This window comes from Actinoplanes auranticolor, from assembly GCF_018332655.1.
Taxonomy (GTDB): domain Bacteria; phylum Actinomycetota; class Actinomycetes; order Mycobacteriales; family Micromonosporaceae; genus Actinoplanes; species Actinoplanes auranticolor.
Map to the genome: position 1 here is coordinate 30,307 of NZ_BOQL01000015.1, position 19,132 is coordinate 49,438.

Annotated in this window: 24 protein-coding genes and 1 pseudogene; 12 read left to right on the top strand and 13 right to left on the bottom strand. The window is 72.7% G+C overall.

The annotated features are described in order from the left end of the window. Positions 1–10: 10 nt before the first annotated feature. On the top strand, positions 11–1,702 hold the full coding sequence (locus Aau02nite_RS07310; RefSeq protein WP_246594966.1) for a SulP family inorganic anion transporter: 1,692 nt from the start codon (positions 11–13) through the stop codon (positions 1,700–1,702). A 56-nt stretch (positions 1,703–1,758) separates the two neighbouring features. Here the strand turns inward: Aau02nite_RS07310 and Aau02nite_RS47815 are convergent. Both Aau02nite_RS47815 and Aau02nite_RS07320 read right to left on the bottom strand, forming a co-directional pair. After that, a pseudogene (locus Aau02nite_RS47815) lies at positions 1,759–2,064 on the bottom strand (SDR family oxidoreductase); the annotation flags it as partial. Between the two features lie 32 nt (positions 2,065–2,096). Next, the gene (locus Aau02nite_RS07320) at positions 2,097–2,939 is read right to left on the bottom strand and encodes an SDR family oxidoreductase (protein WP_212987545.1); all 843 of its coding nucleotides are present in this window, start codon (positions 2,937–2,939) and stop codon (positions 2,097–2,099) included. Positions 2,940–3,028: 89 nt separating this feature from the next. Here Aau02nite_RS07320 and Aau02nite_RS07325 point away from each other — a divergent pair, with 89 nt between their 5' ends. After that, positions 3,029–3,598, top strand: coding sequence for a TetR/AcrR family transcriptional regulator (locus Aau02nite_RS07325; protein WP_212987546.1), 570 nt, complete (start codon positions 3,029–3,031; stop codon positions 3,596–3,598). Further along, positions 3,595–4,158 (top strand): hypothetical protein, encoded by a 564-nt coding sequence (locus Aau02nite_RS07330; RefSeq protein ID WP_212987547.1) that lies wholly within the window; start codon positions 3,595–3,597, stop codon positions 4,156–4,158. Before Aau02nite_RS07325 ends, Aau02nite_RS07330 begins: the two co-directional genes overlap by 4 nt. Before the next feature lie 145 nt (positions 4,159–4,303). Here the strand turns inward: Aau02nite_RS07330 and Aau02nite_RS07335 are convergent, their stop codons facing one another. Then, entirely contained in the window at positions 4,304–4,609 is a 306-nt protein-coding gene (locus tag Aau02nite_RS07335; protein WP_212987548.1) for an STAS domain-containing protein, read from the bottom strand. A gap of 176 nt (positions 4,610–4,785) precedes the next feature. Between Aau02nite_RS07335 and Aau02nite_RS07340 the strand changes: the two genes are divergently transcribed. Further along, positions 4,786–5,469 (top strand): SprT-like domain-containing protein, encoded by a 684-nt coding sequence (locus tag Aau02nite_RS07340; RefSeq protein WP_246594967.1) that lies wholly within the window; start codon positions 4,786–4,788, stop codon positions 5,467–5,469. 8 nt (positions 5,470–5,477) lie between these two features. Here Aau02nite_RS07340 and Aau02nite_RS07345 read toward each other — a convergent pair whose 3' ends face one another. After that, positions 5,478–6,842 (bottom strand): hypothetical protein, encoded by a 1,365-nt coding sequence (locus tag Aau02nite_RS07345; RefSeq protein ID WP_212987549.1) that lies wholly within the window; start codon positions 6,840–6,842, stop codon positions 5,478–5,480. A gap of 64 nt (positions 6,843–6,906) precedes the next feature. Here Aau02nite_RS07345 and Aau02nite_RS07350 point away from each other — a divergent pair, with 64 nt between their 5' ends. Beyond that, positions 6,907–7,386, top strand: a complete 480-nt coding sequence (locus Aau02nite_RS07350; RefSeq protein WP_212987550.1) for a DUF6985 domain-containing protein — start codon at positions 6,907–6,909, stop codon at positions 7,384–7,386. On the opposite strand, the gene Aau02nite_RS07355 is transcribed toward Aau02nite_RS07350, so the two are convergent. From Aau02nite_RS07355 to Aau02nite_RS07365, 3 genes are read right to left on the bottom strand one after another with little or no spacing between them, the layout of a single operon-like run. Beyond that, the gene (locus Aau02nite_RS07355; protein ID WP_212987551.1) at positions 7,380–7,652 is read right to left on the bottom strand and encodes a 2Fe-2S iron-sulfur cluster-binding protein; all 273 of its coding nucleotides are present in this window, start codon (positions 7,650–7,652) and stop codon (positions 7,380–7,382) included. The two genes, Aau02nite_RS07350 and Aau02nite_RS07355, sit on opposite strands and share 7 nt — an antisense overlap. Next, the gene (locus Aau02nite_RS07360; protein ID WP_212987552.1) at positions 7,649–9,541 is read right to left on the bottom strand and encodes a pyridoxamine 5'-phosphate oxidase family protein; all 1,893 of its coding nucleotides are present in this window, start codon (positions 9,539–9,541) and stop codon (positions 7,649–7,651) included. Before Aau02nite_RS07360 ends, Aau02nite_RS07355 begins: the two co-directional genes overlap by 4 nt. An 11-nt stretch (positions 9,542–9,552) precedes the next feature. Continuing rightward, positions 9,553–10,353 carry a siderophore-interacting protein gene (locus Aau02nite_RS07365; RefSeq protein ID WP_212987553.1) on the bottom strand — a complete coding sequence of 267 codons (801 nt, stop codon included), beginning with the start codon at positions 10,351–10,353 and terminating at the stop codon, positions 9,553–9,555. A gap of 114 nt (positions 10,354–10,467) precedes the next feature. Here Aau02nite_RS07365 and Aau02nite_RS07370 point away from each other — a divergent pair, with 114 nt between their 5' ends. Further along, positions 10,468–11,088 carry a TetR/AcrR family transcriptional regulator gene (locus tag Aau02nite_RS07370; RefSeq protein ID WP_212987554.1) on the top strand — a complete coding sequence of 207 codons (621 nt, stop codon included), beginning with the start codon at positions 10,468–10,470 and terminating at the stop codon, positions 11,086–11,088. A gap of 18 nt (positions 11,089–11,106) precedes the next feature. Here the strand turns inward: Aau02nite_RS07370 and Aau02nite_RS07375 are convergent, their stop codons facing one another. Both Aau02nite_RS07375 and Aau02nite_RS07380 read right to left on the bottom strand, forming a co-directional pair. Further along, positions 11,107–11,643: a GNAT family N-acetyltransferase gene (locus Aau02nite_RS07375; protein WP_212987555.1), complete on the bottom strand. Its 537-nt coding sequence runs from the start codon at positions 11,641–11,643 to the stop codon at positions 11,107–11,109. Next, positions 11,640–12,266 (bottom strand): CGNR zinc finger domain-containing protein, encoded by a 627-nt coding sequence (locus Aau02nite_RS07380; RefSeq protein ID WP_212987556.1) that lies wholly within the window; start codon positions 12,264–12,266, stop codon positions 11,640–11,642. Before Aau02nite_RS07380 ends, Aau02nite_RS07375 begins: the two co-directional genes overlap by 4 nt. A 93-nt stretch (positions 12,267–12,359) precedes the next feature. Between Aau02nite_RS07380 and Aau02nite_RS07385 the strand changes: the two genes are divergently transcribed. Further along, positions 12,360–12,557 (top strand): hypothetical protein, encoded by a 198-nt coding sequence (locus Aau02nite_RS07385; RefSeq protein WP_212987557.1) that lies wholly within the window; start codon positions 12,360–12,362, stop codon positions 12,555–12,557. A 78-nt stretch (positions 12,558–12,635) separates the two neighbouring features. On the opposite strand, the gene Aau02nite_RS07390 is transcribed toward Aau02nite_RS07385, so the two are convergent. Next, on the bottom strand, positions 12,636–12,995 hold the full coding sequence (locus Aau02nite_RS07390; RefSeq protein WP_212987558.1) for a hypothetical protein: 360 nt from the start codon (positions 12,993–12,995) through the stop codon (positions 12,636–12,638). Between Aau02nite_RS07390 and Aau02nite_RS07395 the strand changes: the two genes are divergently transcribed. Further along, positions 12,984–13,271 carry a hypothetical protein gene (locus Aau02nite_RS07395; RefSeq protein WP_212987559.1) on the top strand — a complete coding sequence of 96 codons (288 nt, stop codon included), beginning with the start codon at positions 12,984–12,986 and terminating at the stop codon, positions 13,269–13,271. The genes Aau02nite_RS07390 and Aau02nite_RS07395 overlap by 12 nt on opposite strands. 92 nt (positions 13,272–13,363) lie before the next feature. Here Aau02nite_RS07395 and Aau02nite_RS07400 read toward each other — a convergent pair whose 3' ends face one another. After that, positions 13,364–14,104, bottom strand: coding sequence for an SDR family oxidoreductase (locus Aau02nite_RS07400; protein ID WP_212987560.1), 741 nt, complete (start codon positions 14,102–14,104; stop codon positions 13,364–13,366). A 90-nt stretch (positions 14,105–14,194) separates the two neighbouring features. Between Aau02nite_RS07400 and Aau02nite_RS07405 the strand changes: the two genes are divergently transcribed. Further along, a complete protein-coding gene (locus Aau02nite_RS07405) occupies positions 14,195–14,755 on the top strand; it encodes a TetR/AcrR family transcriptional regulator (RefSeq protein ID WP_212987561.1) in 561 nt (186 codons plus the stop codon). A gap of 27 nt (positions 14,756–14,782) precedes the next feature. On the opposite strand, the gene Aau02nite_RS07410 is transcribed toward Aau02nite_RS07405, so the two are convergent. Together Aau02nite_RS07410 and Aau02nite_RS07415 are read right to left on the bottom strand one after the other, a co-directional pair. After that, positions 14,783–16,384, bottom strand: a complete 1,602-nt coding sequence (locus Aau02nite_RS07410) for a methyl-accepting chemotaxis protein (protein WP_212987562.1) — start codon at positions 16,382–16,384, stop codon at positions 14,783–14,785. Between the two features lie 120 nt (positions 16,385–16,504). Then, the gene (locus Aau02nite_RS07415) at positions 16,505–17,737 is read right to left on the bottom strand and encodes a PucR family transcriptional regulator (RefSeq protein WP_212987563.1); all 1,233 of its coding nucleotides are present in this window, start codon (positions 17,735–17,737) and stop codon (positions 16,505–16,507) included. A 145-nt stretch (positions 17,738–17,882) separates the two neighbouring features. Here Aau02nite_RS07415 and Aau02nite_RS07420 point away from each other — a divergent pair, with 145 nt between their 5' ends. The 3 genes from Aau02nite_RS07420 to Aau02nite_RS07430 all read left to right on the top strand — a co-directional run bounded on the left by Aau02nite_RS07420 (position 17,883) and on the right by Aau02nite_RS07430 (position 19,127). After that, a complete protein-coding gene (locus Aau02nite_RS07420) occupies positions 17,883–18,131 on the top strand; it encodes a hypothetical protein (RefSeq protein ID WP_212987564.1) in 249 nt (82 codons plus the stop codon). Then, the gene (locus Aau02nite_RS07425) at positions 18,128–18,370 is read left to right on the top strand and encodes a hypothetical protein (RefSeq protein ID WP_212987565.1); all 243 of its coding nucleotides are present in this window, start codon (positions 18,128–18,130) and stop codon (positions 18,368–18,370) included. Before Aau02nite_RS07420 ends, Aau02nite_RS07425 begins: the two co-directional genes overlap by 4 nt. A gap of 61 nt (positions 18,371–18,431) precedes the next feature. Further along, positions 18,432–19,127: a CBS domain-containing protein gene (locus Aau02nite_RS07430; protein ID WP_212987566.1), complete on the top strand. Its 696-nt coding sequence runs from the start codon at positions 18,432–18,434 to the stop codon at positions 19,125–19,127. Positions 19,128–19,132: the final 5 nt, after the last annotated feature.

The window sequence follows — 19,132 nt, forward strand, 5'->3', positions numbered from 1 at the left end:
AGAGGGTGCCGTGGGCCTGAGTGCGCGCTTCGGCGACCTGCTTCCCCAGCGGTCCGACTGGGCCGCGGTGCGGCGCTCACCGCGCGGGGATCTGATCGCCGGGCTGACCGTGGCCGTGGTGGCCCTGCCACTGGCGCTGGCCTTCGGGGTCACCTCCGGCCTGGGGGCGCAGGCGGGACTGATCACCGCGATCGTCGCCGGCGCGGTGGCGGCCGTGTTCGGCGGCTCGAATCTGCAGGTCTCCGGGCCGACCGGGGCGATGACCGTGGTCCTGGTCCCGGTCGTCGCCGAGGTCGGCGCGGCCGGAGTGCTGATGGTCGGCGCGATGGCCGGGGTCATCCTCGTCGCGCTGGCGGTGGCCCGCCTCGGCCGCTACGTGCGGTACCTGCCCACTCCGGTGATCGAAGGCTTCACCGCGGGGATCGCTGTGGTCATCGCGCTGCAACAGCTACCGGTTGCCCTCGGGATCGCCGACGCGCACGGCGACAAGGTCTGGGCGGTGGCCGCCGACGCGGTCGCCCGCTTCGCCCGCCACCCGCACCCGAGTTCCGTCGCGGTGGCCCTGGGCGTCGCGACACTGATGCTGCTCGGCGCGCGCCGGCGGCCCGGCATGCCGTTCTCCCTGCTGGGCGTCGCCGCCGCCACGGTCCTGGCCGCGACCACCCCATTATCGCTGCCCAGCATCGGTGACCTGCCCGCCGGCGTACCCGCTCCATCGCTGGCCTTCCTCGACCTCAGCGCCGTGCCGGCACTGCTGCCCGCCGCGGTCGCGGTGGCCGCGCTGGCCGCCCTCGAGAGCCTGCTGTCGGCCACGGTCGCCGATGCCATGACCGTCAACGAACGCCACGACCCCGACCGGGAGCTTTTCGGTCAAGGGCTGGCCAACCTCGTCTCCCCCGTTTTCGGCGGTATCCCGGCGACGGCCGCGATCGCCCGCACGGCCGTCAACGTCCGCGCCGGCGCCCGCTCGAAGCTCGCATCGCTGACCCACGCCGTCGCCCTGGCCGTCATCGTGCTGGCGGCCGCCCCGCTGGTCGAACACATCCCGCTGGCCGCTCTGGCCGGGGTGCTGCTGGCCACCACCGTGCGGATGGTGGAGGCGGCCTCGCTGCTCGCGCTGGCCCGCTCCACCCGCCGCGACGCCCTGGTGCTCATCCTCACCTTCACCGTCACTGTCGTCTTCGACCTGGTCACCGCCGTCGCGGTCGGAATCGCTGTCGCGATCGTGCTGGCCCTGCGCGCCGTGGCGCTGACGGCACGCATCGAGCAGATCCCGCTGGAGCAGGGCGATCACAGCGCCGAGGAGCACGCCCTGCTGGCTGAGCACATCGTCGCCTACCGGCTCGACGGACCATTGTTCTTCGGGGCGGCGCACACGTTCCTGATGCAGCTGTCCGAGATCACCGACGCCCGGGTGGTGATCCTGCGCATGTCACGGGTGTCGACCGTCGACGCCACGGGCGCGCACGTGCTCGGTGATGCGATCGACCGGCTGCAGCGGCGCGGCATCACCGTGCTGCTCTCCGGCATCGCCGCCGGCCACGAGGAGATTCTGGGCAGGCTCGGCGTCGCCGAGCAGCTGCGCCGCGACGGGTCCGTCTTTCCCGACACCCCGAGCGCCATCGCGCACGCCCGCAGCCACGTCCTGCGGCACCACAGCAACGACCGGCCACCGCCGTCGACGTCAGCACCCACTGCCTGAACGGCGCCACCGGCGCGCCCCGCGTGATGGCCCGAAGGCGGCGCACCCGCCGCCGGTCAGGCGACGGGGCCGAGGGCGAAACCGCCGTCCGCGACGATCTCCGAGCCGTGGCGAAGCGGGTCAGATCCGAGGCGGCGAACAGGATGAAGTCGGCGATCCCCCCGGGTGCCGCCCGGCGCGGAACGGCCAGCGCACCGACCGGGACGAGCTCGTAGCCGTCCGGGGCCGTAGGCCGGCGGCGTCTCGATGATGCCCGGGTGCACGGCGTTGACCCGGATGCCGTCGCGGACCGGTTCGCTCGCGGCGGCGCGCATCAGGCCCCGCAGTGCCCACTTGCTGCTGCTGTAGGCGACCAGCCCGGGAGCCGCCGCGAGCCCGGCGACGAAGTTGACGTTTACCCAGTGGTGCCGGCGTCGGTCGAGTAGGCGAGGTCCCGGGCCGCTTCGAGGGCCTCGAGGCGGTGGCGCAGAGCCGCGGTCGCCACCTCGTACGCGTCCGAGCCGAGCGTCAGGCGCAGCGGCGCCTCGGGCAGGTCGGCCGAGGCGATGACGGCCGCGGCGATCTTGACGGGGTCGCCGGGGGCGGGCAGGGGCGGCAGGTCGCCGGAGAGCATGCGCCGCAGCTGCCCGGACGGTCCGTCGGCGTACTCGGGCAGTGCCTCGCCCAGGACCGCGCCGCCGGCGAAGTTGGTGCGCGACACGCCGGGCTCGACGATCGTGACGCCGATGCCGAACGGCGCGAGCTCGGCCGCGGAGGACTCCCAGAAGCCCTCGATGCCCCACTTGGTCGCGTGGTAGAGGCTCATCGCCGGGAAGGCGACCTGGCCGCCGACGCTCGCGATCTGGATGTACCGCCCGCCGCCCTGACGGCGCAGGTGCGGGGTGGCGGCGCGGGCCAGCTGGATCGAGGCCGTGAGGTTGGTGGCGATCTGCCGGTCGATCTGCTCGTCACTGAGCTCCTCGGGGGCGCCGAAGAGGCCGTAGCCGGCGTTGGACACGACCACGTCGATGCGGCCGAGCTCGGCGAACGCGCGACCGACCACCTCGCGCAGCGCCGTGGTGTCGGTGACGTCCAGGCTGGCGCGCCACAGCCGGTCGCCGTGGCGCGCCGCGAGGTCGTCGAGGGTCTGCGGGCGACGGGCGGTGGCGGCGACGCGGTCTCCCCGGTCGAGCAGCTGCTCGGTGAGCCGGCGGCCGAAACCCGAGGACGTGCCCGTGATGAACCAGGTGCGGGGCATGACTTCCTCCGTAGGTAACTAACTGGATACATTCATCCTGCGTCACCCGGGCCGGGTAAGCAACCGGATGGTTACGTACGATGGATCACATGCCGCCCGACGCCACCGAGACCAAGCGCCGCCTCATGCAGGCGGCAGTCGACGAGTTCGCCCGGTACGGCCTGGCCGGCGCCCGGGTGGACCGCATCGCCGAGACCGCCCGGGCCAACAAACGGTCGATCTACATGCACTTCGGCACCAAGGAGGAGCTGTTCGACCTCGTCGTGGGCGGCAGCCTGCTGGAGCTGGCGGAGGCCGTCGCGTTCGACGCCGCGGACCTGCCGGGCTACGCCGGTGAGTTGTTCACCCTGCTGGAGTCGCGTCCGCATGTGCGGCGGCTGACCTTGTGGGCGGCGCTGGAGCGGCCGCAACCCATCGATGCCGAGGTCGCGGCCTACCGGGCGAAGATCGACGCTCTGGAGGCCGCGCGGACGGCGGGCCGGATCCGTTCCGACATCCCGGCGGTGGAGCTGCTCGCCATGGTGCTCGCGCTGGTGACCAGCTGGGACACCGCCTCGTGGTCACTGAAGGCACTGCACGCTGACGCCCCGGGCGACCGCCGGGCCGCGGTGGAGGCGGCGGTGGCCGGACTGGTCCACGGGGTATCGTCCGCCGCATGAGAGTACGGGCGCCGCGTTTCCGCGATCCGACCTCGGACTACTCGCTGTACAACCTCGCCCTGCACCCGATCGACGCGGTGTGCCCGCGCTGCGCCGCGCACGCCCTGGTGATCGCGGATCCGGCCACCGACCTGCTGCCGACGTCGCGTCCGAGGCGGCTGGTGTGCCGTCCGTGCGGTCACACCGCAACCTGGTCGTCGCCGGGCCGGTCATCGTGGTGGGGAGCAGCCGTCGACCCGTTCTTCCAGCAGCCGTTGTGGCTCACGACGACCGTGCGAGGGCACCGGCTGTGGGCGTACAACCGGGAACATCTGACCCTGCTGGGCGAGTACGTCGCCGCGGACCTGCGCGAGCGCGGCCCGTACGGGGGCTGTTCGATGTCGATGATCGAGAAGTTGCCGGCGTGGATCAAGTCCGCCGGTAACCGCGCTGACGTCCTGGCCGCCGTGGCCCGGCTCCGCGCCCGGCTGGACGATCCGGGCCGGGCTGCGACCCGCCGCGTGCGGCATCCGGCGAGGCAGACGGACCTACGCCGGCGCGGCGCTCACGAACTTCGCTGACCAGCGCCGGCGGCGACGGCACGCGGAGGCCGAGGGTCACCCCGGCACGCCCCAGCCGACGTGCGTGCCTTCCGGGTGGAACCGGCTCGAGGGCCCTCACGTCCCCTACGAGGTGGATCCGGGTGAGCCGTTGCAGGAGTCCCTCTCAGGCGTCGACGGCCTGATGCGCCCCGGCCGGCGGTTGCGCCCGGATGAAGGACGCGACGCCGACCTCGCGGAGCTGGGCCATCACGAACGAGCCGACGTTGATCAGCGCGAAGGAGATCCCGCCCCACCCGGCCGTGCGGTGACTGTCCAGCAGCGCGGCGATCCCGGCGGCATCGAGCACGGTGACGTCGGCCAGGTCCAGCAGGATCGCCTCGGGCGCCCACCGTACGATCGCCGCCCGCACCGCCCCCGGGATCTGCTCGGGACTCTGATAGACCACCGCCCCGCTCAACGCCAGAACCACGGTGTGATCGGCCAACATCTCTGCGCGCATCAACAATGACACCCGTCGACGATGGCACAAGGTCACGATCCGGTCCAGTCGAGTCACCGATCGTGACCGCGACGCGGGTCCGCGCTCACCGTGTGCTCGTGGCACCATCGACGGGCGGCCCGGACCCACGACGAGGAGCATCGCGGTTGAACCACACGCAGACACGGGAGCTCGCGGCCCGGCTGATGCACCAGCACGGACTCACCGACTGGCGGCTGGAGCTCGACCACGCCAGGACCCGGGCCGGGATCTGCCACTCGGACCGTAAGGTGATCGGCCTGTCGCGCCATCTGATGAGCCTGTACTCCCCGGAACAGGTCACCGAGACCGTGCTGCACGAGATCGCGCACGCCCTCGTCGGCCCGCGGCACGGTCATGACCGGGTGTGGCGGACGGTGGCGCGGCGGATCGGTTGTTCGGGGCAGCGGTGCATGCCGGCCGACGCGCCGAAGGTGGACGGCGCGTGGGAGGGGGTCTGCGCGGCGGGTCACCGTACGACGGCTCATCGCCGTCCGGTCCGGGTGCGCTCGTGTGCGGTCTGCTCAGCGGCCTTCGACCTGACCGCGCTCTACACCTGGACCTACCGGGGCGACCCGGCGCCGATGCATCCTCGCTACACGGCCGAGCTCGCCCGCCTGCGGGCACCCCGGACCGAGCCAGCGCCCGTCGAGCTCAGGGTGGGCGACCGGGTCCGGCTGACCGGCGAGGGACGGTACGCCGGGCTGGCCGGCACGATCGTCAAGCGCGGGCGCAGCCGCTACCACGTCCAGACCAGGGCCGGCATGCTCAGCGCCGCTTTCCCGTCGGTGCAGCCACTGACCCGCGACTGACCGGCAGCTCAGGCCGGTTTGTGCTGCACGGCGACGACACCCGGCAGGCCCTGGACCTCCTGCACCAGCGCGGGGAAGTCGCTCGCCACGCCCAGTTCGACCGGGAAGAAGTACGGCAGTCCGGCGACCGCCTCCGAGTGCACCGGGCCGCCGTCGCAGTAGGTGTCCCGGAACTCGGTGGCGCCCGGTTCCCAGACCATCCCCTGGGTCCCGCCGGCCCAGCTCCGGCGGATCGCCGCGGTGATCAGGTTCCGTTCGTCCGGCGTGGAGGCCGGATCCACGTACACGTGGGCCAGCAGGCTGTCCCGGGTCTGCGCCGCCGGGGCCTCGGCCGGCACGCCGGGCGCCGGCCGGCAGGCCGCCCTGACCGCGGGCAACGCGGTCGGCGACGACGGCAGGGCGATCGCGGCGACCAGGGCGGCGACCACCATGGCCAAGCCGGCGAAGACGGCCCGGGGACGGCGGCGCACCGCGGCGGCGGCCAGCCCGCGCGCCCGGCGCCAGGTCGCGCTCCGGCTCACGGCCACGGCCCCGGCGAGGAACAGCAGCAGGAGGGCGGCGAGGGCGGCCAGCACCGTCGTGAAGAGGCCGAGATAGGCGAGACCGCCCCACCAGGGCGCCGCGCCCGGCGGGTCCGGCGGGGGACTCATCAGCATGGCCGGCAGCGACATGACCAGCATGCCGACCGTCAGCACGCCCGTGATGGCCGTGCCGCCCGCGACCCCGGCGAGGGTCCGGCCCACCCAGGCTCCCAGGAACCAGGCGAGAAGCGCGCCCAGCACCGCGCCGGCCCACCCGGCCGCCGTCGCCTCGAAGGAACTGCCGCGGCGCAGCGTCAGCTGGACACCACCGTCGGAGTCGTACGCCGGAAAGCCCGTCAGCAGCGAGTTGTCGTACCCGAGCACCAGGCCGGACCGGGCCGCCCAGAACGTCACCCCGGTGCCCTGGCCGCCGTCGATGTAGTCCTCGGGGCCGGTCAGCGTGAAGTCGTGCACGTCCCATCCGGCGGCGACGAGCCGGTCCCGCGCCGCGGCACTGTAACCGCTGACGTCGCGAGTCGCGTCGTTGTGGCGCACCCAGTAGGTCGCGTAGCCGTACTCGATGCCCTCCCCGTCCGGCTGCGAGACGACAGGATCGGGATCGCCACCGCCCCACACCTTGAGCCCGGGCAGCACCGTCCCGGTGATCTGCGCCGCGGCAGCACCGCGCGGCAGCTCGGGAGCCGACTCCAGGCCCACGCGATGGCCCGCGGCACCGCCGTACCACGCCCCGACCAGGGCCACCAGAGCGACGAGGATGATCGCGGGCCCGCGGCGCGGGCGACCGGGGAAGACGCTAAGGACGGTACGGACGCGTCCTTTCCGGGAAGCCATGGCGGATACGGTACGCAGGACCGTCAAGCGGCCGGGTTCGCCTCCTCCGGCTACGGTGACGGACGTGCAGATCCCTGGCCTCGGCCCGGTCGTCCACGAAGCCGACCTGGGCTGGTATCGCAGCGCGCCGACCGCGGTACCGGTACTGGGTGGAACAGCGTGCCGATTCGTGCTCGCCGGCTATGACGACGACCCCGCGCGAGAAGACTTCCACACCGCGATCCACACGTTCCTCGCCCTCGACCGGGCGGCGTTGGACGCCGCGGTGCCCTCGATCTGGGCCTACTACCGGGACGTCATGGACGGCGTTCCGGCCGACGACGAGTGGTACGTCGACATCGAAGGTCCGCACGATGTCCTCGACCATGTCCGGCTCGGAGACGAACCGGCAGTCCGCCGGGACACCCACGGCGATCAGCATGTGTACGTGTCGGTCGAGTGCGAGTGCGACTGGGAACCGGAGCACGGTCTGCAGATCGTGTTCCGTGATGGCGCCACGGTGACCAAGGTGGGCCCGTACGACGGCCACCTCACGGCTCACTGAGGGGGCGCGATGTCGAGGGTCACCGTCGACAGCGGGCAGGACATGCAGGCCAGTACGAAGCCGTCCGCCTGCTGCCCCGGCGTCAGGCAGTTCGGCCCGTTCTGCGTGACCTCGCCGCCGCGAAGCCGGACCATGCACTCGCCGCAGTTGCCGACCGTGCAGGAGAACGGCATCGGCAACCCCGCGGCGAGGCCGGCGTCGAGCAGCGTCTGCCCCGGCTCGACCACCACCGTGGCGACCCGCTGACCGTTCTCCTCGACGGTCATCTCCTGCGGCACAGTCGTCGCGACCCCGGTGTCCGTTCCGCTGGCGTAGCGCTCGTGGTGCACTTGCGCGTCCGGAACCCGAGCCCCGCCAGTACGCCCTGCACTACAGCCATCAGCGGTTCGGGGCCGCACACGAAGTAGTGAGCGTCGCCGGCCGGGGACAGACCGGTGATCCACCGGTGCACGCCCTCCGCGTCGAGCCGGCCGTCCCGGCGGGTCAGCACGTGGGTGACGGCGAGCCGGTCGGGATGGTCCTTGACCAGCCGGTCCAGCTCGCCGGCGAAGATGATGTCGTCCCGGTCGCGGCTGCTGTAGAGCAGCGCGATCCGCTCGCCGGCCGACCCGGCGGCGAGCCGCGTACGGATCATGCTCATCATCGGTGTCACGCCGCTGCCGGCCGCCACGAGCACGGTCTGAGCCGGATCGGGCGATCCGGCGTGGAAGGACCCCGACGGGCCGAGCACCGCGAGCCGGTCCCCGGCGCGGAGGCCGCCGTGCACGTGGGTGGAGAAGCGCCCCTGGTCGACACGCTTGACGGTGACTTCCAGCCGGGGCGAGCCGGGGACCGAGGACGCCGAGTACGCCCGTCGCACCGGGCGGCCGTCGATGTCGGCGACGAGGGTGAAGAACTGGCCGGGCCGGAAGTCGAACGGACGACGGCTGTCACCGGCGTCCTCCAGGACCAGGGTCACGGCGCTCGGCGTCTCCGGGCGTACCTCGGCGATCCGTACCTCCCGCAGGAGACCGCCGTCGTCGGCCGGCCGCCGGCCCGGCCGGCCCGCGCCGGGTACGAGGTGCTCGTAGCCCTCCTTGCGCAGGCCGAGCAGGTAGGCCCGGTTCATCACCAGCCGCAGCAACCGGGTCATCCCCGGGATCGCCGCGATGACCTTCAGCAGCGACGAGGACAGGCCGCCACCGGCGGACGCCGCGTTGGCGGCGAGGTGCTCCCCCGCCAGCGCCATCAGGTCCGGCACCGTGCCGCGGTCGACGTGCGCGCCGGGACTCCACACCCGGGACCGGGTCAGGGCGTGGTTGCCGGCGATCTCGGCGTGCTCGACGTCGATGAGCAGCGCCGCCTGCGGGGGCACTCCCCGCAGGGCCATCGTCTCCAGCAGGGCGGGATCGTCGGTGATCGCGCCACGGCCGCGGACGTGCAGCACGCCGCTGCGCCCGGGGACGAGCGCGGCGAACGACAGCCGGTCGTCCTGCAGCAGGTTGTGCAGCGTGTCGGCGCGCTTGTTGCCCCGGCGGTCCGGGAGGACGAGCGTGCGGCCGTCCAGGATCCGCGCCACGGCCTGCTGGTCTCCGCGCGGGCTCGTGTCGCTGCCACCGGACGAGTCCCACGTGGACAGGGCCAGAAACGGCGCGGCGGCGAGGAATTCGGTGACGCCGGGCCGGGAGAGCGGCCCGTCGCCGGTGATCCCGGCGGGCGGCTGCGGCTGGGCGGGCGGCTGCCAGAGGCCGGACCGGAGTACGGCCTGAGCGCAGTGCACGTACGCCTCGGTGACGCCGACGGTGATCTCCGGGCCCTGGCGCGCGGCCACCGTACCGTTGACGCGCAGGATCTCGCCCACGCCCGGCAGCAGGAAGAAGAACGAGACCGGGCCGTGCGGGTCGCCGGCCTCGGGCAGGGGGAACGAGATCCGCGTGGGCGACAGGACGCGGGTGAATCCCGGTGTGCCACCGATGAACGTCGTCCGGCTGGCGCCGTCGGCGTCGCGGTAGCCGAAGGCCGCTATCGGACAGCGGGCCAGGACAGTGCGGCAGCCCTCGTCGAGGGCGCTGATCTGCTTGAGCATGATCATGGACGCCGGGCGCCCGATGGCCGTCCCGATCTCGTCCACTGTGGTCAACCGGCGCGGGGTGCTCAGCTGGCCTGCGTGCTGCACGGGGATTCCTCTCATCCGGGAGCGGACCGGCCCAGACGCCAGTAGCCGATGAACGAGATGTCCCGCCTGGGCACCCCGCGGTCGTCGACCAGGTGCCGCCGCACCGACGTGGCCAGCCGCGATTCGCCCGCGACCCAGGCATAGAAGGGACCGGACGGCAGGGACGCGTGGCGGACGGCGTCCAGTGCCAGGGTGCCGGGCCGCAGATCGTCGTCGTCGCGGCTGAGCCAGTGGATGCGGACGCCGGTGGGCGCCGGGACGGCCCGGATGTCGGCCGCCGTCGCCACTTCCAGGTAGACGTGGGTGGCCAGCCCGGGTGGTGTGCCTTCCAGGATCGACAGGATGGCCGGCAGCGCGGTCTCGTCACCGACCAGCAGCTGTCCCCGCACGTGCTCCGGCAGCCGGTACGTGGTGCCGATGTCGAAGATGCCGGCCGGGTCACCCGGCTCCGCCCGGCGCACCCAGGACGACATGGGCGAGTCGCCGTGCAGGGCGAACTCGATGTCGAGCTCGTCGTCCGCGGGCCGTACCCGCCGGATCGTCAGGTTGCGCACCCACGGGCGGACCGACTTCGGGGCCAGCAGCAGCTGGGCGATCCAGGCCTCGTTCGACACGGTCGGCATCCGCAACGCGGTCTGACCCTCGCGGGGGAAGAACAGGCGCACCGCCTGGTCGGCCCCGGCGACGACGAGGTCCTGTACGGCCGGGCCGCCGAGGGTGACACTGGCGAAGCCGGGCGAGAGCACCTCGCGGCGGCGGACCTCCAGCGTGATCATCGAACGGGACTCGGGCCGATACACCTTCGGGATCACCGGCCGTCACCACCATCCGGTACGGCACACTTGTTTTCGCAGCTCACGCCACTATTGTGAACAATAGCTCAGCTCTTTGGCTACTCGCATTCCGCGCCCCGAGGAGGACCCCCGATGCCGTCGGCCGACCGTCGCCTTCAGCCACGTCGCACGCCTCGGCAGGTACGCGCCGAGCTCACCCGCGAGCGGATCCTCACCGCCGCTGCTCACGTTTTCGCCGAGCACGGGTACGCCGCGGGCACCACCAACCGCATCGCCGAACGGGCCCGCATCTCCATCGGCTCGCTGTACCAGTACTTCCCGAACAAGGACGCCATCCTGGCCCAGCTGCTGGTGCGGCACCTCGACCGCGGCACCTGGACGCCGGCGGACCAGCTCGACCTGTCCCCCGGCAGCCTGCCCGCGACGGTACGGGCCCTGGTCCGCGACGCGATCGACAACCACAGCGACGATCCGCAACTGCTCCGGATCATGATCGAGGAGGCGCCGATGTCACGGGACCTGCTCGACGCGATCGACCGGCACGGCCGGACCCGTACCGCTCACCTGCGCGACCTGCTGGCCCGGCACCCGGACGTCCAGGTACGCGATGTCGCCACCGCGGCCGAGCTGATCCTGTTCACCGTGGAGATGAACACGCACAAGCTCATGGCCGACCCGCGGGCCATCCCGGTCGAGACGTTCGAGAAGGAACTGGTGGACATGGTCACCCGCTACCTGCGCGGTGATCGCTAGCCCGCGGCGCGGCCGGGATCACTTCCCGGTCAGTGCCCGCACCACGTCCGGCGGCAACGGCCGGTCACTGTAGAGCAGCCGGATCGCGCCGGCGTCGGGATTACCCGCGTCCGGCCCCCGCCAGACGAAGCTCAGCCCGGTCCGTTCGACCGCACGCAGCGACTTCTCGTTGCCCTCGAGCAGGTAGGCGGTGACCGGCAGCTCGGCGCGGCGCGTGCGGGCGGCACTGATCGCCGCGGCGCTGATCTCCTGGGCGTACCCCCGGCCCCAGCACGGCGGGCTCAGCCGGAAGCCGAGGTTCCAGGCGACGCCGTAGCGGACGAAGCAGCCACCGATCCCGACGAACGTGTCGCCGTCCCAGGCGGTCCACATGCCCAGGCCGTCGCGGCCCCAGGCGGCCCGCCAGTTCGCGATCATCCGCTCGGTCTGCGCCGGATCCTCGTGCCGGCTCAGCGGATCCGGTCCCCACACCAGCGGATCCGCGTACAGGCCGAAGAGCCGCTCCAGGTCTTCCGGCCCGGGCACCCGCAGCGTCAGCCGGTCGGTCGTGCTCATGCGGGGCTCGTGCGGCCGGCGGCGCGACGCCGGTCGGTCTGCCGGCGCGCCTTGATCCGGCTGCCGCAGTCGTCCATGCTGCACCACCGCCGGCTGCGGTTCTTGGTGGCATCGATGAAGAGCCAGGAGCAGCCCTCGTCGGTGGGGCACTGCTTGATCCGGTCGAGGGGCCCGTGGGTGAGCAGCTCCATCGCCGAGACGGCGACCGGCCACCACGGCCGGTCGAGCGAGTCCGCGTCGCCGAAGTCCCACGCGAAACCCCCGGCACGCGCCACCAGCCGGCCGTGCCGGGCCGCGTCTGCGAAGGCCCGCCGCAGCACCTCGAGGTCCGCCGCGGCCGGCGTCGCGCCGTCGACGATCGCCGCGAACAGCCGGAACAGCCCCTCGCGCAGGTCGATGGCCCTCCCGAAGGCCGTCCGGGCCTCCGCCGGCCGAGCCGCGGCCGCCCGCAGCAGCGCATCCGCCGCCGCTTCGTCGAGCAGGCCACCGGACCGCGCCCAGACGACCAGGTCCGCACAGCCGGTCAACCACTCGCGGGACACCGGCCCGGTCCGCGGTTCCACAGTGTTGATGAAGTCCAGGCTCAGCGTGCCGCCGTTACGGACGAGATCAGCCACGCTCATGACATCAAACCTACCGCCAAAGCCTTCTTTACCGGAAGCACGTTCGGTATGCTTCCACTAAAGCAAGTTTAGCTGGTAGCAGGAGGAGGAGCGATGCTCATCTACTACGCGGTCGGGCGGCTCGGCGTGCAGCAGGCGCGGGAGGCTGCGCACTCGGCCCTGCCGGACGCGCCGGTGATCCCGGACCAGCCACCCCGGGTAGGGGCGTTCCGCGTCCGGACCGCCGGTGCGCTGCACCGGCTGGCCGACCGGATCGGCCCGGCCTGCCACGCACCCCTGCAACAAGCCTGAGAGATCCGGGGTACGGAGATCGCGCCCGCACCGTGGACGGCTCCGGGTGGCGACGGGCCGGAGACGTCCACCACCCGCTCACGCCAGGTAGTCCCGCAACCTGGCGTGGGCGTCGTCCCAGACCTCTTGTTGCAGGCGACCGTCGGTGACGAGCGGGGACAGCTTGCGCCGCCGGCCACGGTGGTAGTGCGCGGCGTCGAAGCCTGGCCGCAGCGCCGGGCGCAGCAGGTGCTCAGCGGCGGCCCCGGGTGAGCTGAGCACAGGCCGGGCAAGAATCTTGAGGACCGCACCGGTCCGGCCCAGGTACCGGCCGAAGTCGGAAGCGACGAGTCCGGGATGGACATCCGTGATGACCAGTTCCGGCGTGCGCCGGCGCAGACCCGCATGCAGCAGCAGGCCGGCGAGCTTGGCCCGGGCGTACCGGCGGTGCGGGCTCAACCCGGCGGGGGTGTCGAGCTGCCGGGTGACCTGCCCGGGCGTGAGGGTCACCCCGCGGTATGGCTGCACGGTCAGCTACGGCGCCTGGCCGACGAGCTCACCACCCCGGCCGCCATCCGGATGACGACCTCGCTCGTGCAACGCGACGCCGCCGACGACGGCGCACTGCATCAGCGCCGGGACCGCCTCTTCGGCGTCCTGGAGGACCGGCTCGCCGCTGTGCTGTGCCGGGCCGGCCGGCCGGCCGCCCGGCCGACGAGGTCGCCGCGTCATTGATCGGTCCGCTGCTCTACCTCGGCCTGGCCCGGGGCCGCCGGGTGAGCGACGAGTTCATCCGTACGCTCGTCGCGGCCCACCTGCCCTGAGGCTCAGTCCTGCCGGGCCGGGCGGATGACGATCTCGCCGATCTCCACGTCGTCGGGCTGCTCGATGGCGAAGGCGATGGTCCGGGCCACGGCCTCCGGCGCGATGGCGAGCTCGGCCATGCTCCGGCGGATCTGCTCCCGTACGCCGGCGTCGTCGATGGAATCGGCCAGCTCCGTGCGGACGTACCCCGGCGACACCGCCGTGGTACGGATGACGCCGTCGGTCGATTCCTGGCGCAGTCCCTCGAGGATCGTCCGCACGGCGTTCTTGAGGCCACCGTAGACGGCCATGGTCGGGGTGATCTTCAGCCCGGCCGTCGACACCGTCGTGACGAAGTGCCCCGCGCCCTGGCGCCGGAACGCGGGCATCGCCGCGGCGATGCCGTGCAGCACGCCGCGCAGGTTGACGTCGATCATCGCCGACCAGGCGTCGACGTCCCCCTCGGCCATCAGGCCGATCTTGCTGATGCCGGCGTTGCCGACCAGGACGTCGATGCGGCCGAACTCCGCGACCGTGCGCGCCACCAGCTCGTCCAGGTCGGCGCGGCGCGTGACGTCGGTGCGGCAGGTGATCACCCCCGCGCCCCGGTCACGCAGCTCACCGGCGATGGCGTCCAGCCGCTCGGTGCGCCGGGCGCCCAGGGCCACGACGGCACCCCGTTCCGCCAGCAGGCGGGCGGTCGCCTCGCCGATGCCGCTGCTCGCCCCGGTGATGGCCACGACCTTGCCGGTGATGCCTGACATGGGATCTCCTCACTCAACCGGACACGTGTCCGCTTCAGTCCACCGTAGCGGACACGTGTCCGGTTGACCAGGGTGTGGTACGACGTACCGGTGACACCTGCACGTCGCCGGGCCGACGCCACCGAGAACCGCGCCCGCATCATCGAAGCCGCCCGGGCCGAGCTCACCGGCGACGCCGAGATCCGGCTGAACGCGGTCGCCCAGCGGGCGGGTGTCGGTCAGGGCACCCTCTACCGGCACTTCCCGACCCGGGCCGACCTGCTCGCGGAGGTCTACCGCGCCGACGTCGACGACCTGGTCGCCTCCGCGGCCACCCTGCTGCAGCGGCACGACCCGCTCACCGCCCTGCGGGCCTGGTTCGACCGGGTCGCGGAGTACGCCCAGGTCAAACGCGGAGTGTTCGCGGCGCTGGAGGTCGCGACCGGGGAGGACCTCTCGGCGCACAGCCTGGGCCCGATCGGCGGCGCGGTCACGCTGCTGCTCGAGGCCGGCCGGGCGGCCGGCGAGATCCGGCCCGATGTCGACGCCCGCGACGTGATCATCCTGATCGGCTACCTGTCCCGCCTCGACCCGGCGGAATTCGACGCCCGGGCCCGGCACCTGCTCGGCGTGGTGCTCGACGGCCTGCGCACCCGCGGCTCAGCGGCGTAGCAGCCGTCCGGCCTGCGCGGAGCAGGGTCAGTAGCGGAAGCGGGACACCAGGGTCTGGAGCTGACCGGCCGTGGTGGCGAGCTCCCCGGCGGCGTGCCGGGTGGCCGAGACGGTGTCCGTGGTACGCCGGGTCGCGTCGGACATCCCGGTGATCGTGACGGCGATGTCGCTGGCCCCGTTCGCCGCGTCCGACAGGGTGCGGTTCATCTCCTGCGTGGTCGCGGTCTGCTCCTCGACGGCGGAGGCGATGGTGAGCTGGATGCCGTTGATCCGTTCGATGATCGCGGAGATCTCGCCGATCGCGGTGACCGCGCCGTCGGTGTCGGTCTGGATCGTCCGGACCCGCCGGGAGATGTCCTCGGTGGCCTTGGCGGTCTCCTGGGCCAGGTCCTTGACCTCCCCGGCGACCACGGCGAAGCCCTTGCCCAGCTCGCCGGCCCGGGCGGCCTCGATGGTGGCGTTCAGCGCGAGCAGGTTGGTCTGCTCGGCGATCGAGGTGATCACCTTGATCACGGTGGCGATCTCGGCCGAGGACTCCCCCAGCCGGGCCACGATCGCGTTCGTCGCGGTGGCGACCTCGACGGCCTGGGCCGCCACCTCGGACGCCTCCGTGGTCGAGACGCTGATGTCGCGGATCGAGGAACCCATCTCCTGCGAGCCCGAGGACACCACCTGCAGGTTGTTCGAGACCACATCGGCGGCCGAGGCGACCGAGCCCGCCTGGGCGGCTGCGTCCGCGGCGGCCGCGTCGACCGTGCCGGACACGGTGGTCAGCTGCTGGGCCGCCTCGTTCAGGGTGCCGGCGTTACCGGCCAGCTGCACGACGTCCGCCCGCAACCGGCTGATCGCCCGGTCCAGCGAAGCGGCCATCCGGCCGACCTCGTCGTTGCCGACGACCCCCGACTCGCGGGTGAGATCGCCGTCGGCCAGCCCGTCGGCCAGCCGGGACACGCCCGTCATGGCGCGGCGCAGCCGGTTGGCCACCCGGATCGCCAGCAGAATGCTCAGCAGGAGGCCGACGGCGAGCACGACCGCGATCGCCGTCACCGCCTCGCGGGCCTCGGCCGCCGAGTACTCGATGTTGGCCGCCGCCATGGCCTTCGCCCGGTCCTCCAGCGCCACCTGGTCGTCACCCAGCGCCTTGTAGAGGGCGTCGTACTGCTTGACGACCTCGGCCAGTTGCTCCGGAGTCAACGGCGCGGGCGGCGTCGACGACGAGGCAGCGCCGCCACCGTTGAACGCCAGATAGGCCTCCCAGTCCTGCTTGGCCTTGGCGACGGCCTGCGCGCCCCCGTTCTCCTGGGACAGGTTGGTGCTCAGCACGTTCAGCGCGTCGGTGACGGCCTGCTTGTTGGCGGTCAGCGCCTGGTTGATGCGGTCCTTGAGGCTCGGATAGAGCTGCAGCGCGGACGTGTTGCCGCTGAACGCCTCGATGTTCTTGCCGAAGGACCCGGCGGCGGCCTGGACCGCCAGGGTCTGGCGCTGCGCGTCGGCGGCGTCGCTGTTCGAATCGCGCACCGTGTTGATCGCCACGGCCCCGACGATGAGGCCGCTGAGGGCCGCCGTCAGGACCACGGCCCCGATCTTGGTACGCAGTGAACCGTTGTCGAACGCTCCACCGAGCTTCATGACCGTGCCTCTCCCGAACGCTTGGGGGTCACCCACAACGTACGAGCCGGAACCGGGCGGCGAAGCGTTTCCCGGATCTGCGAACAAGCCCGCGAAACGGTGGTATGAGCGGTCAGCTGCTCAGCGGGGACCGGGCAGCGGCTCCCGTGGCCAGTCGAGGACCTTCGCGCCGAGCACTGCCGCCTGCAAGGTGAAGCGGTGGGCCGGATCGGCCGGGTCGTAGCCGGTCAACGACCTGACCCGGGCCAGCCGGTAGGTGACGGTCCGCACCGACACGTGCAGCCGTTTGGCCGACTCGGTCGCCACCGCCCCGGTCGCGAAGTAGGCGTCCAGGGTCTCGAGCAACGGCCCGGCCCCGCCGCGGGCCGCCGTGAGCGGGCTCAGCACCGCCTGCACCAGGTCCACGATGGCCGATTGGTCGCGCAGCAGCACCCGGTAGACGAGCAGGTCGTGGGCGTTGATGACCGGGCTGTCGGTGTGCAGCCGGCCGGCCATGGTGAGCGCTTCGCGGGCCTCCTCATAGGAGCGGGCGATGCCGTACACGCCGGGATGGGCCCGTCCGACCGCGACCCGCCAGGGACCGCCACGGGGCAGCCGGCTCAGTTCGCGGTGCATGAGCCCGCCGAGCTCGGTGCTCGCGTCCAGCTCCGGCGACGGCCGGCCCGCCGTGGCGACGTCGGCCGGTGCCAGCACGACCAGCAGGCCGTCCTTGGTCGCCACCAACACGTCGCGGTCACCGAGCCGGTCGAAGACGACCGCCTCGAGGGCGCTGATGGCCGCGTCGGCGTCGGGCAGCCGCCGGCTCGGCGCGGCCAGCGCCACCTGGTGCACGCGGGCCAGGTCCAGCCCGAACGGTTCGGCCCGCTCGACCAGCGTGCCGAGATCGGAATCGCCGCGCAGCAGGTCGTCGATCAGTTCCCGGCGCAGCGACTCCTCCCGGCGCACCAGGTCACGGCGGGCCACCGCATAGCCCTCGGCGAGGGTCGCCACCGCGTCGTCGACGACCTGCAGGACGGCTGTCGCCGCGGCGCGCACCGCCTCCCGGTCGCGGGACCGCACCACCGCCGGCAGGTCCTGCCACAGCCGCCGGGCCGCGGACAGGTACAGCTGCACCACGCGTCCGGCGGAGATGCCCTGCTCCGCGGCCTGCCGGCCGAGCAGGCCGACCGCGTCCAGCTCGCGGCGCCTGGCCCGGCGGCCGTGCGTGGCCGCGTCGGCGAGCAGCGGGAGGTAGTCGCCGAGCAGTTCCACCGGTACGCCGCCGGCGTCGCGGCTGGCCCCGTCGGCGACATCGACCAGCCACGCGTCCTCCGGTCGCGGCTTCAGGTCACGTCGCCGAGCGCTGCCGGTCATCGCCACCCCATCTCCGCGGAGCGTGCTGCGTCAGCCGTTCGTTGCCGACAGTCGGCAGTCTAGACCCGTCATGTCTGGGAACCGCGCCCCTGCCGGGATCCCACCCGCCGGACGACGATGGAGGCAACCCGGAAGGAGAGCACCCATGCAAGTCCGAAAGTGGCACATCGTGCCGGCGATCGCCGTCACGGCCGTCCTGGCCGTCGCCGTCTCCGTACTCGTGAACCGCGGAACCGCCGAGGCGCTGGTGCTGACCGCCCTCGTCGCCGTCATGACCGGTCTGTACCTGCTCCGCCGCCACGCGCGCGCCGAGACGCTGTACCGCCGCGACGCCGGACCGCGCCCGCCCGCACGCTCCAGCGAGACACTCGGCACCAGGAAGGGAGCATCATGACGACCTGGCGGGTCCAGGACGTGATGACCACCCGGTCGGACCTGCTCGAGGTGCACGCCCGGCCGGACGCCGTCATCCGCGACGAGGTCGTGCAGCAGGTGCTGCGCCGGACGCTGATGATCCGGCCCGGGGCAGTCCAGGCACCGGCCGGCGTGCCGTTGCCGACGCCCGGCAAGAAGCGACGAGCTTCGTGGCCGTCGCCGGCCCTGGTCGGGGGGAGGTACCACGGTGAAGCTTGAGACGGCCGATGTTCACCGTCGGAGCAGGACCGCGGCTCACCCGGTCCGGAGAGGTGCCGAGATGCAGTGGCAGGTCGACGACGTCATGACGCGTGAGGTGATCACCGTGGGGGCCGACACCCCGGTCGGACAGATCGCCGGGCTGCTCGATCGCGAGGGCATCAGCGCCGTACCGGTGACCGCCGCGACCGGCGGCGTGCTGGGCGTCGTCTCGCAGGGCGACCTGCTCGCCGGCGTCGCCGGCGGCAAACGGCGCCGAAGGCGGCGCAGGCGGCCGACCGGCGCCACAGCCGCCCGGGCCGCCGACGTGATGACCGCGCCCGCGTTGTGCATCGACGCCGACGCCTCGCTGACCCGGGCCGCGCAGACCATGAAGTCCCGCAACGTCCGCCGGTTGCTCGTGACCGGGCCGCAGGGACGCCTGCTCGGCGTGGTGTCCCGCGGGGACCTGTTGCGCCCGTACGCGCGGCCGGACGCGGCGATCCGCCGCGAGATCGAGGCCGTGTTGCGCCGCCGGCTGTGGATCGGTCCGGAACAGATCGTGGTGAGCGTCAGCGAGGGCGCGGCGACGCTGACCGGCACGGTGGACCGGCGCTCCACCGCCGACATCGCCACCCGGCTGGCTGCGGCCGTGCCCGGGGTCACCGACGTGGCCGACCGCATCGTCCACGACTTCGACGACGCCGAGCTGGCCCGTTCCACGGTCGGCCGGACGCATCCGTTCAGTGCCGAACCGTTCCACCCCGCCGGGGACTGACCGGC

Excerpts from the sequence above, each read along its gene's own strand:
- Aau02nite_RS07320 (WP_212987545.1), bottom strand. The coding sequence starts at position 2,939 with ATGCCCCGCACCTGGTTCATCACGGGCACGTCCTCGGGTTTCGGCCGC.
- Aau02nite_RS07325 (WP_212987546.1), top strand. The coding sequence starts at position 3,029 with ATGCCGCCCGACGCCACCGAGACCAAGCGCCGCCTCATGCAGGCGGCA.
- Aau02nite_RS07330 (WP_212987547.1), top strand. The coding sequence starts at position 3,595 with ATGAGAGTACGGGCGCCGCGTTTCCGCGATCCGACCTCGGACTACTCG.
- Aau02nite_RS07345 (WP_212987549.1), bottom strand. The coding sequence starts at position 6,842 with ATGGCTTCCCGGAAAGGACGCGTCCGTACCGTCCTTAGCGTCTTCCCC.
- Aau02nite_RS07355 (WP_212987551.1), bottom strand. The coding sequence starts at position 7,652 with ATGACCGTCGAGGAGAACGGTCAGCGGGTCGCCACGGTGGTGGTCGAG.
- Aau02nite_RS07370 (WP_212987554.1), top strand. The coding sequence starts at position 10,468 with ATGCCGTCGGCCGACCGTCGCCTTCAGCCACGTCGCACGCCTCGGCAG.
- Aau02nite_RS07375 (WP_212987555.1), bottom strand. The coding sequence starts at position 11,643 with ATGAGCACGACCGACCGGCTGACGCTGCGGGTGCCCGGGCCGGAAGAC.
- Aau02nite_RS07380 (WP_212987556.1), bottom strand. The coding sequence starts at position 12,266 with ATGAGCGTGGCTGATCTCGTCCGTAACGGCGGCACGCTGAGCCTGGAC.
- Aau02nite_RS07385 (WP_212987557.1), top strand. The coding sequence starts at position 12,360 with ATGCTCATCTACTACGCGGTCGGGCGGCTCGGCGTGCAGCAGGCGCGG.
- Aau02nite_RS07400 (WP_212987560.1), bottom strand. The coding sequence starts at position 14,104 with ATGTCAGGCATCACCGGCAAGGTCGTGGCCATCACCGGGGCGAGCAGC.
- Aau02nite_RS07410 (WP_212987562.1), bottom strand. The coding sequence starts at position 16,384 with ATGAAGCTCGGTGGAGCGTTCGACAACGGTTCACTGCGTACCAAGATC.
- Aau02nite_RS07415 (WP_212987563.1), bottom strand. The coding sequence starts at position 17,737 with ATGACCGGCAGCGCTCGGCGACGTGACCTGAAGCCGCGACCGGAGGAC.
- Aau02nite_RS07420 (WP_212987564.1), top strand. The coding sequence starts at position 17,883 with ATGCAAGTCCGAAAGTGGCACATCGTGCCGGCGATCGCCGTCACGGCC.
- Aau02nite_RS07425 (WP_212987565.1), top strand. The coding sequence starts at position 18,128 with ATGACGACCTGGCGGGTCCAGGACGTGATGACCACCCGGTCGGACCTG.
- Aau02nite_RS07430 (WP_212987566.1), top strand. The coding sequence starts at position 18,432 with ATGCAGTGGCAGGTCGACGACGTCATGACGCGTGAGGTGATCACCGTG.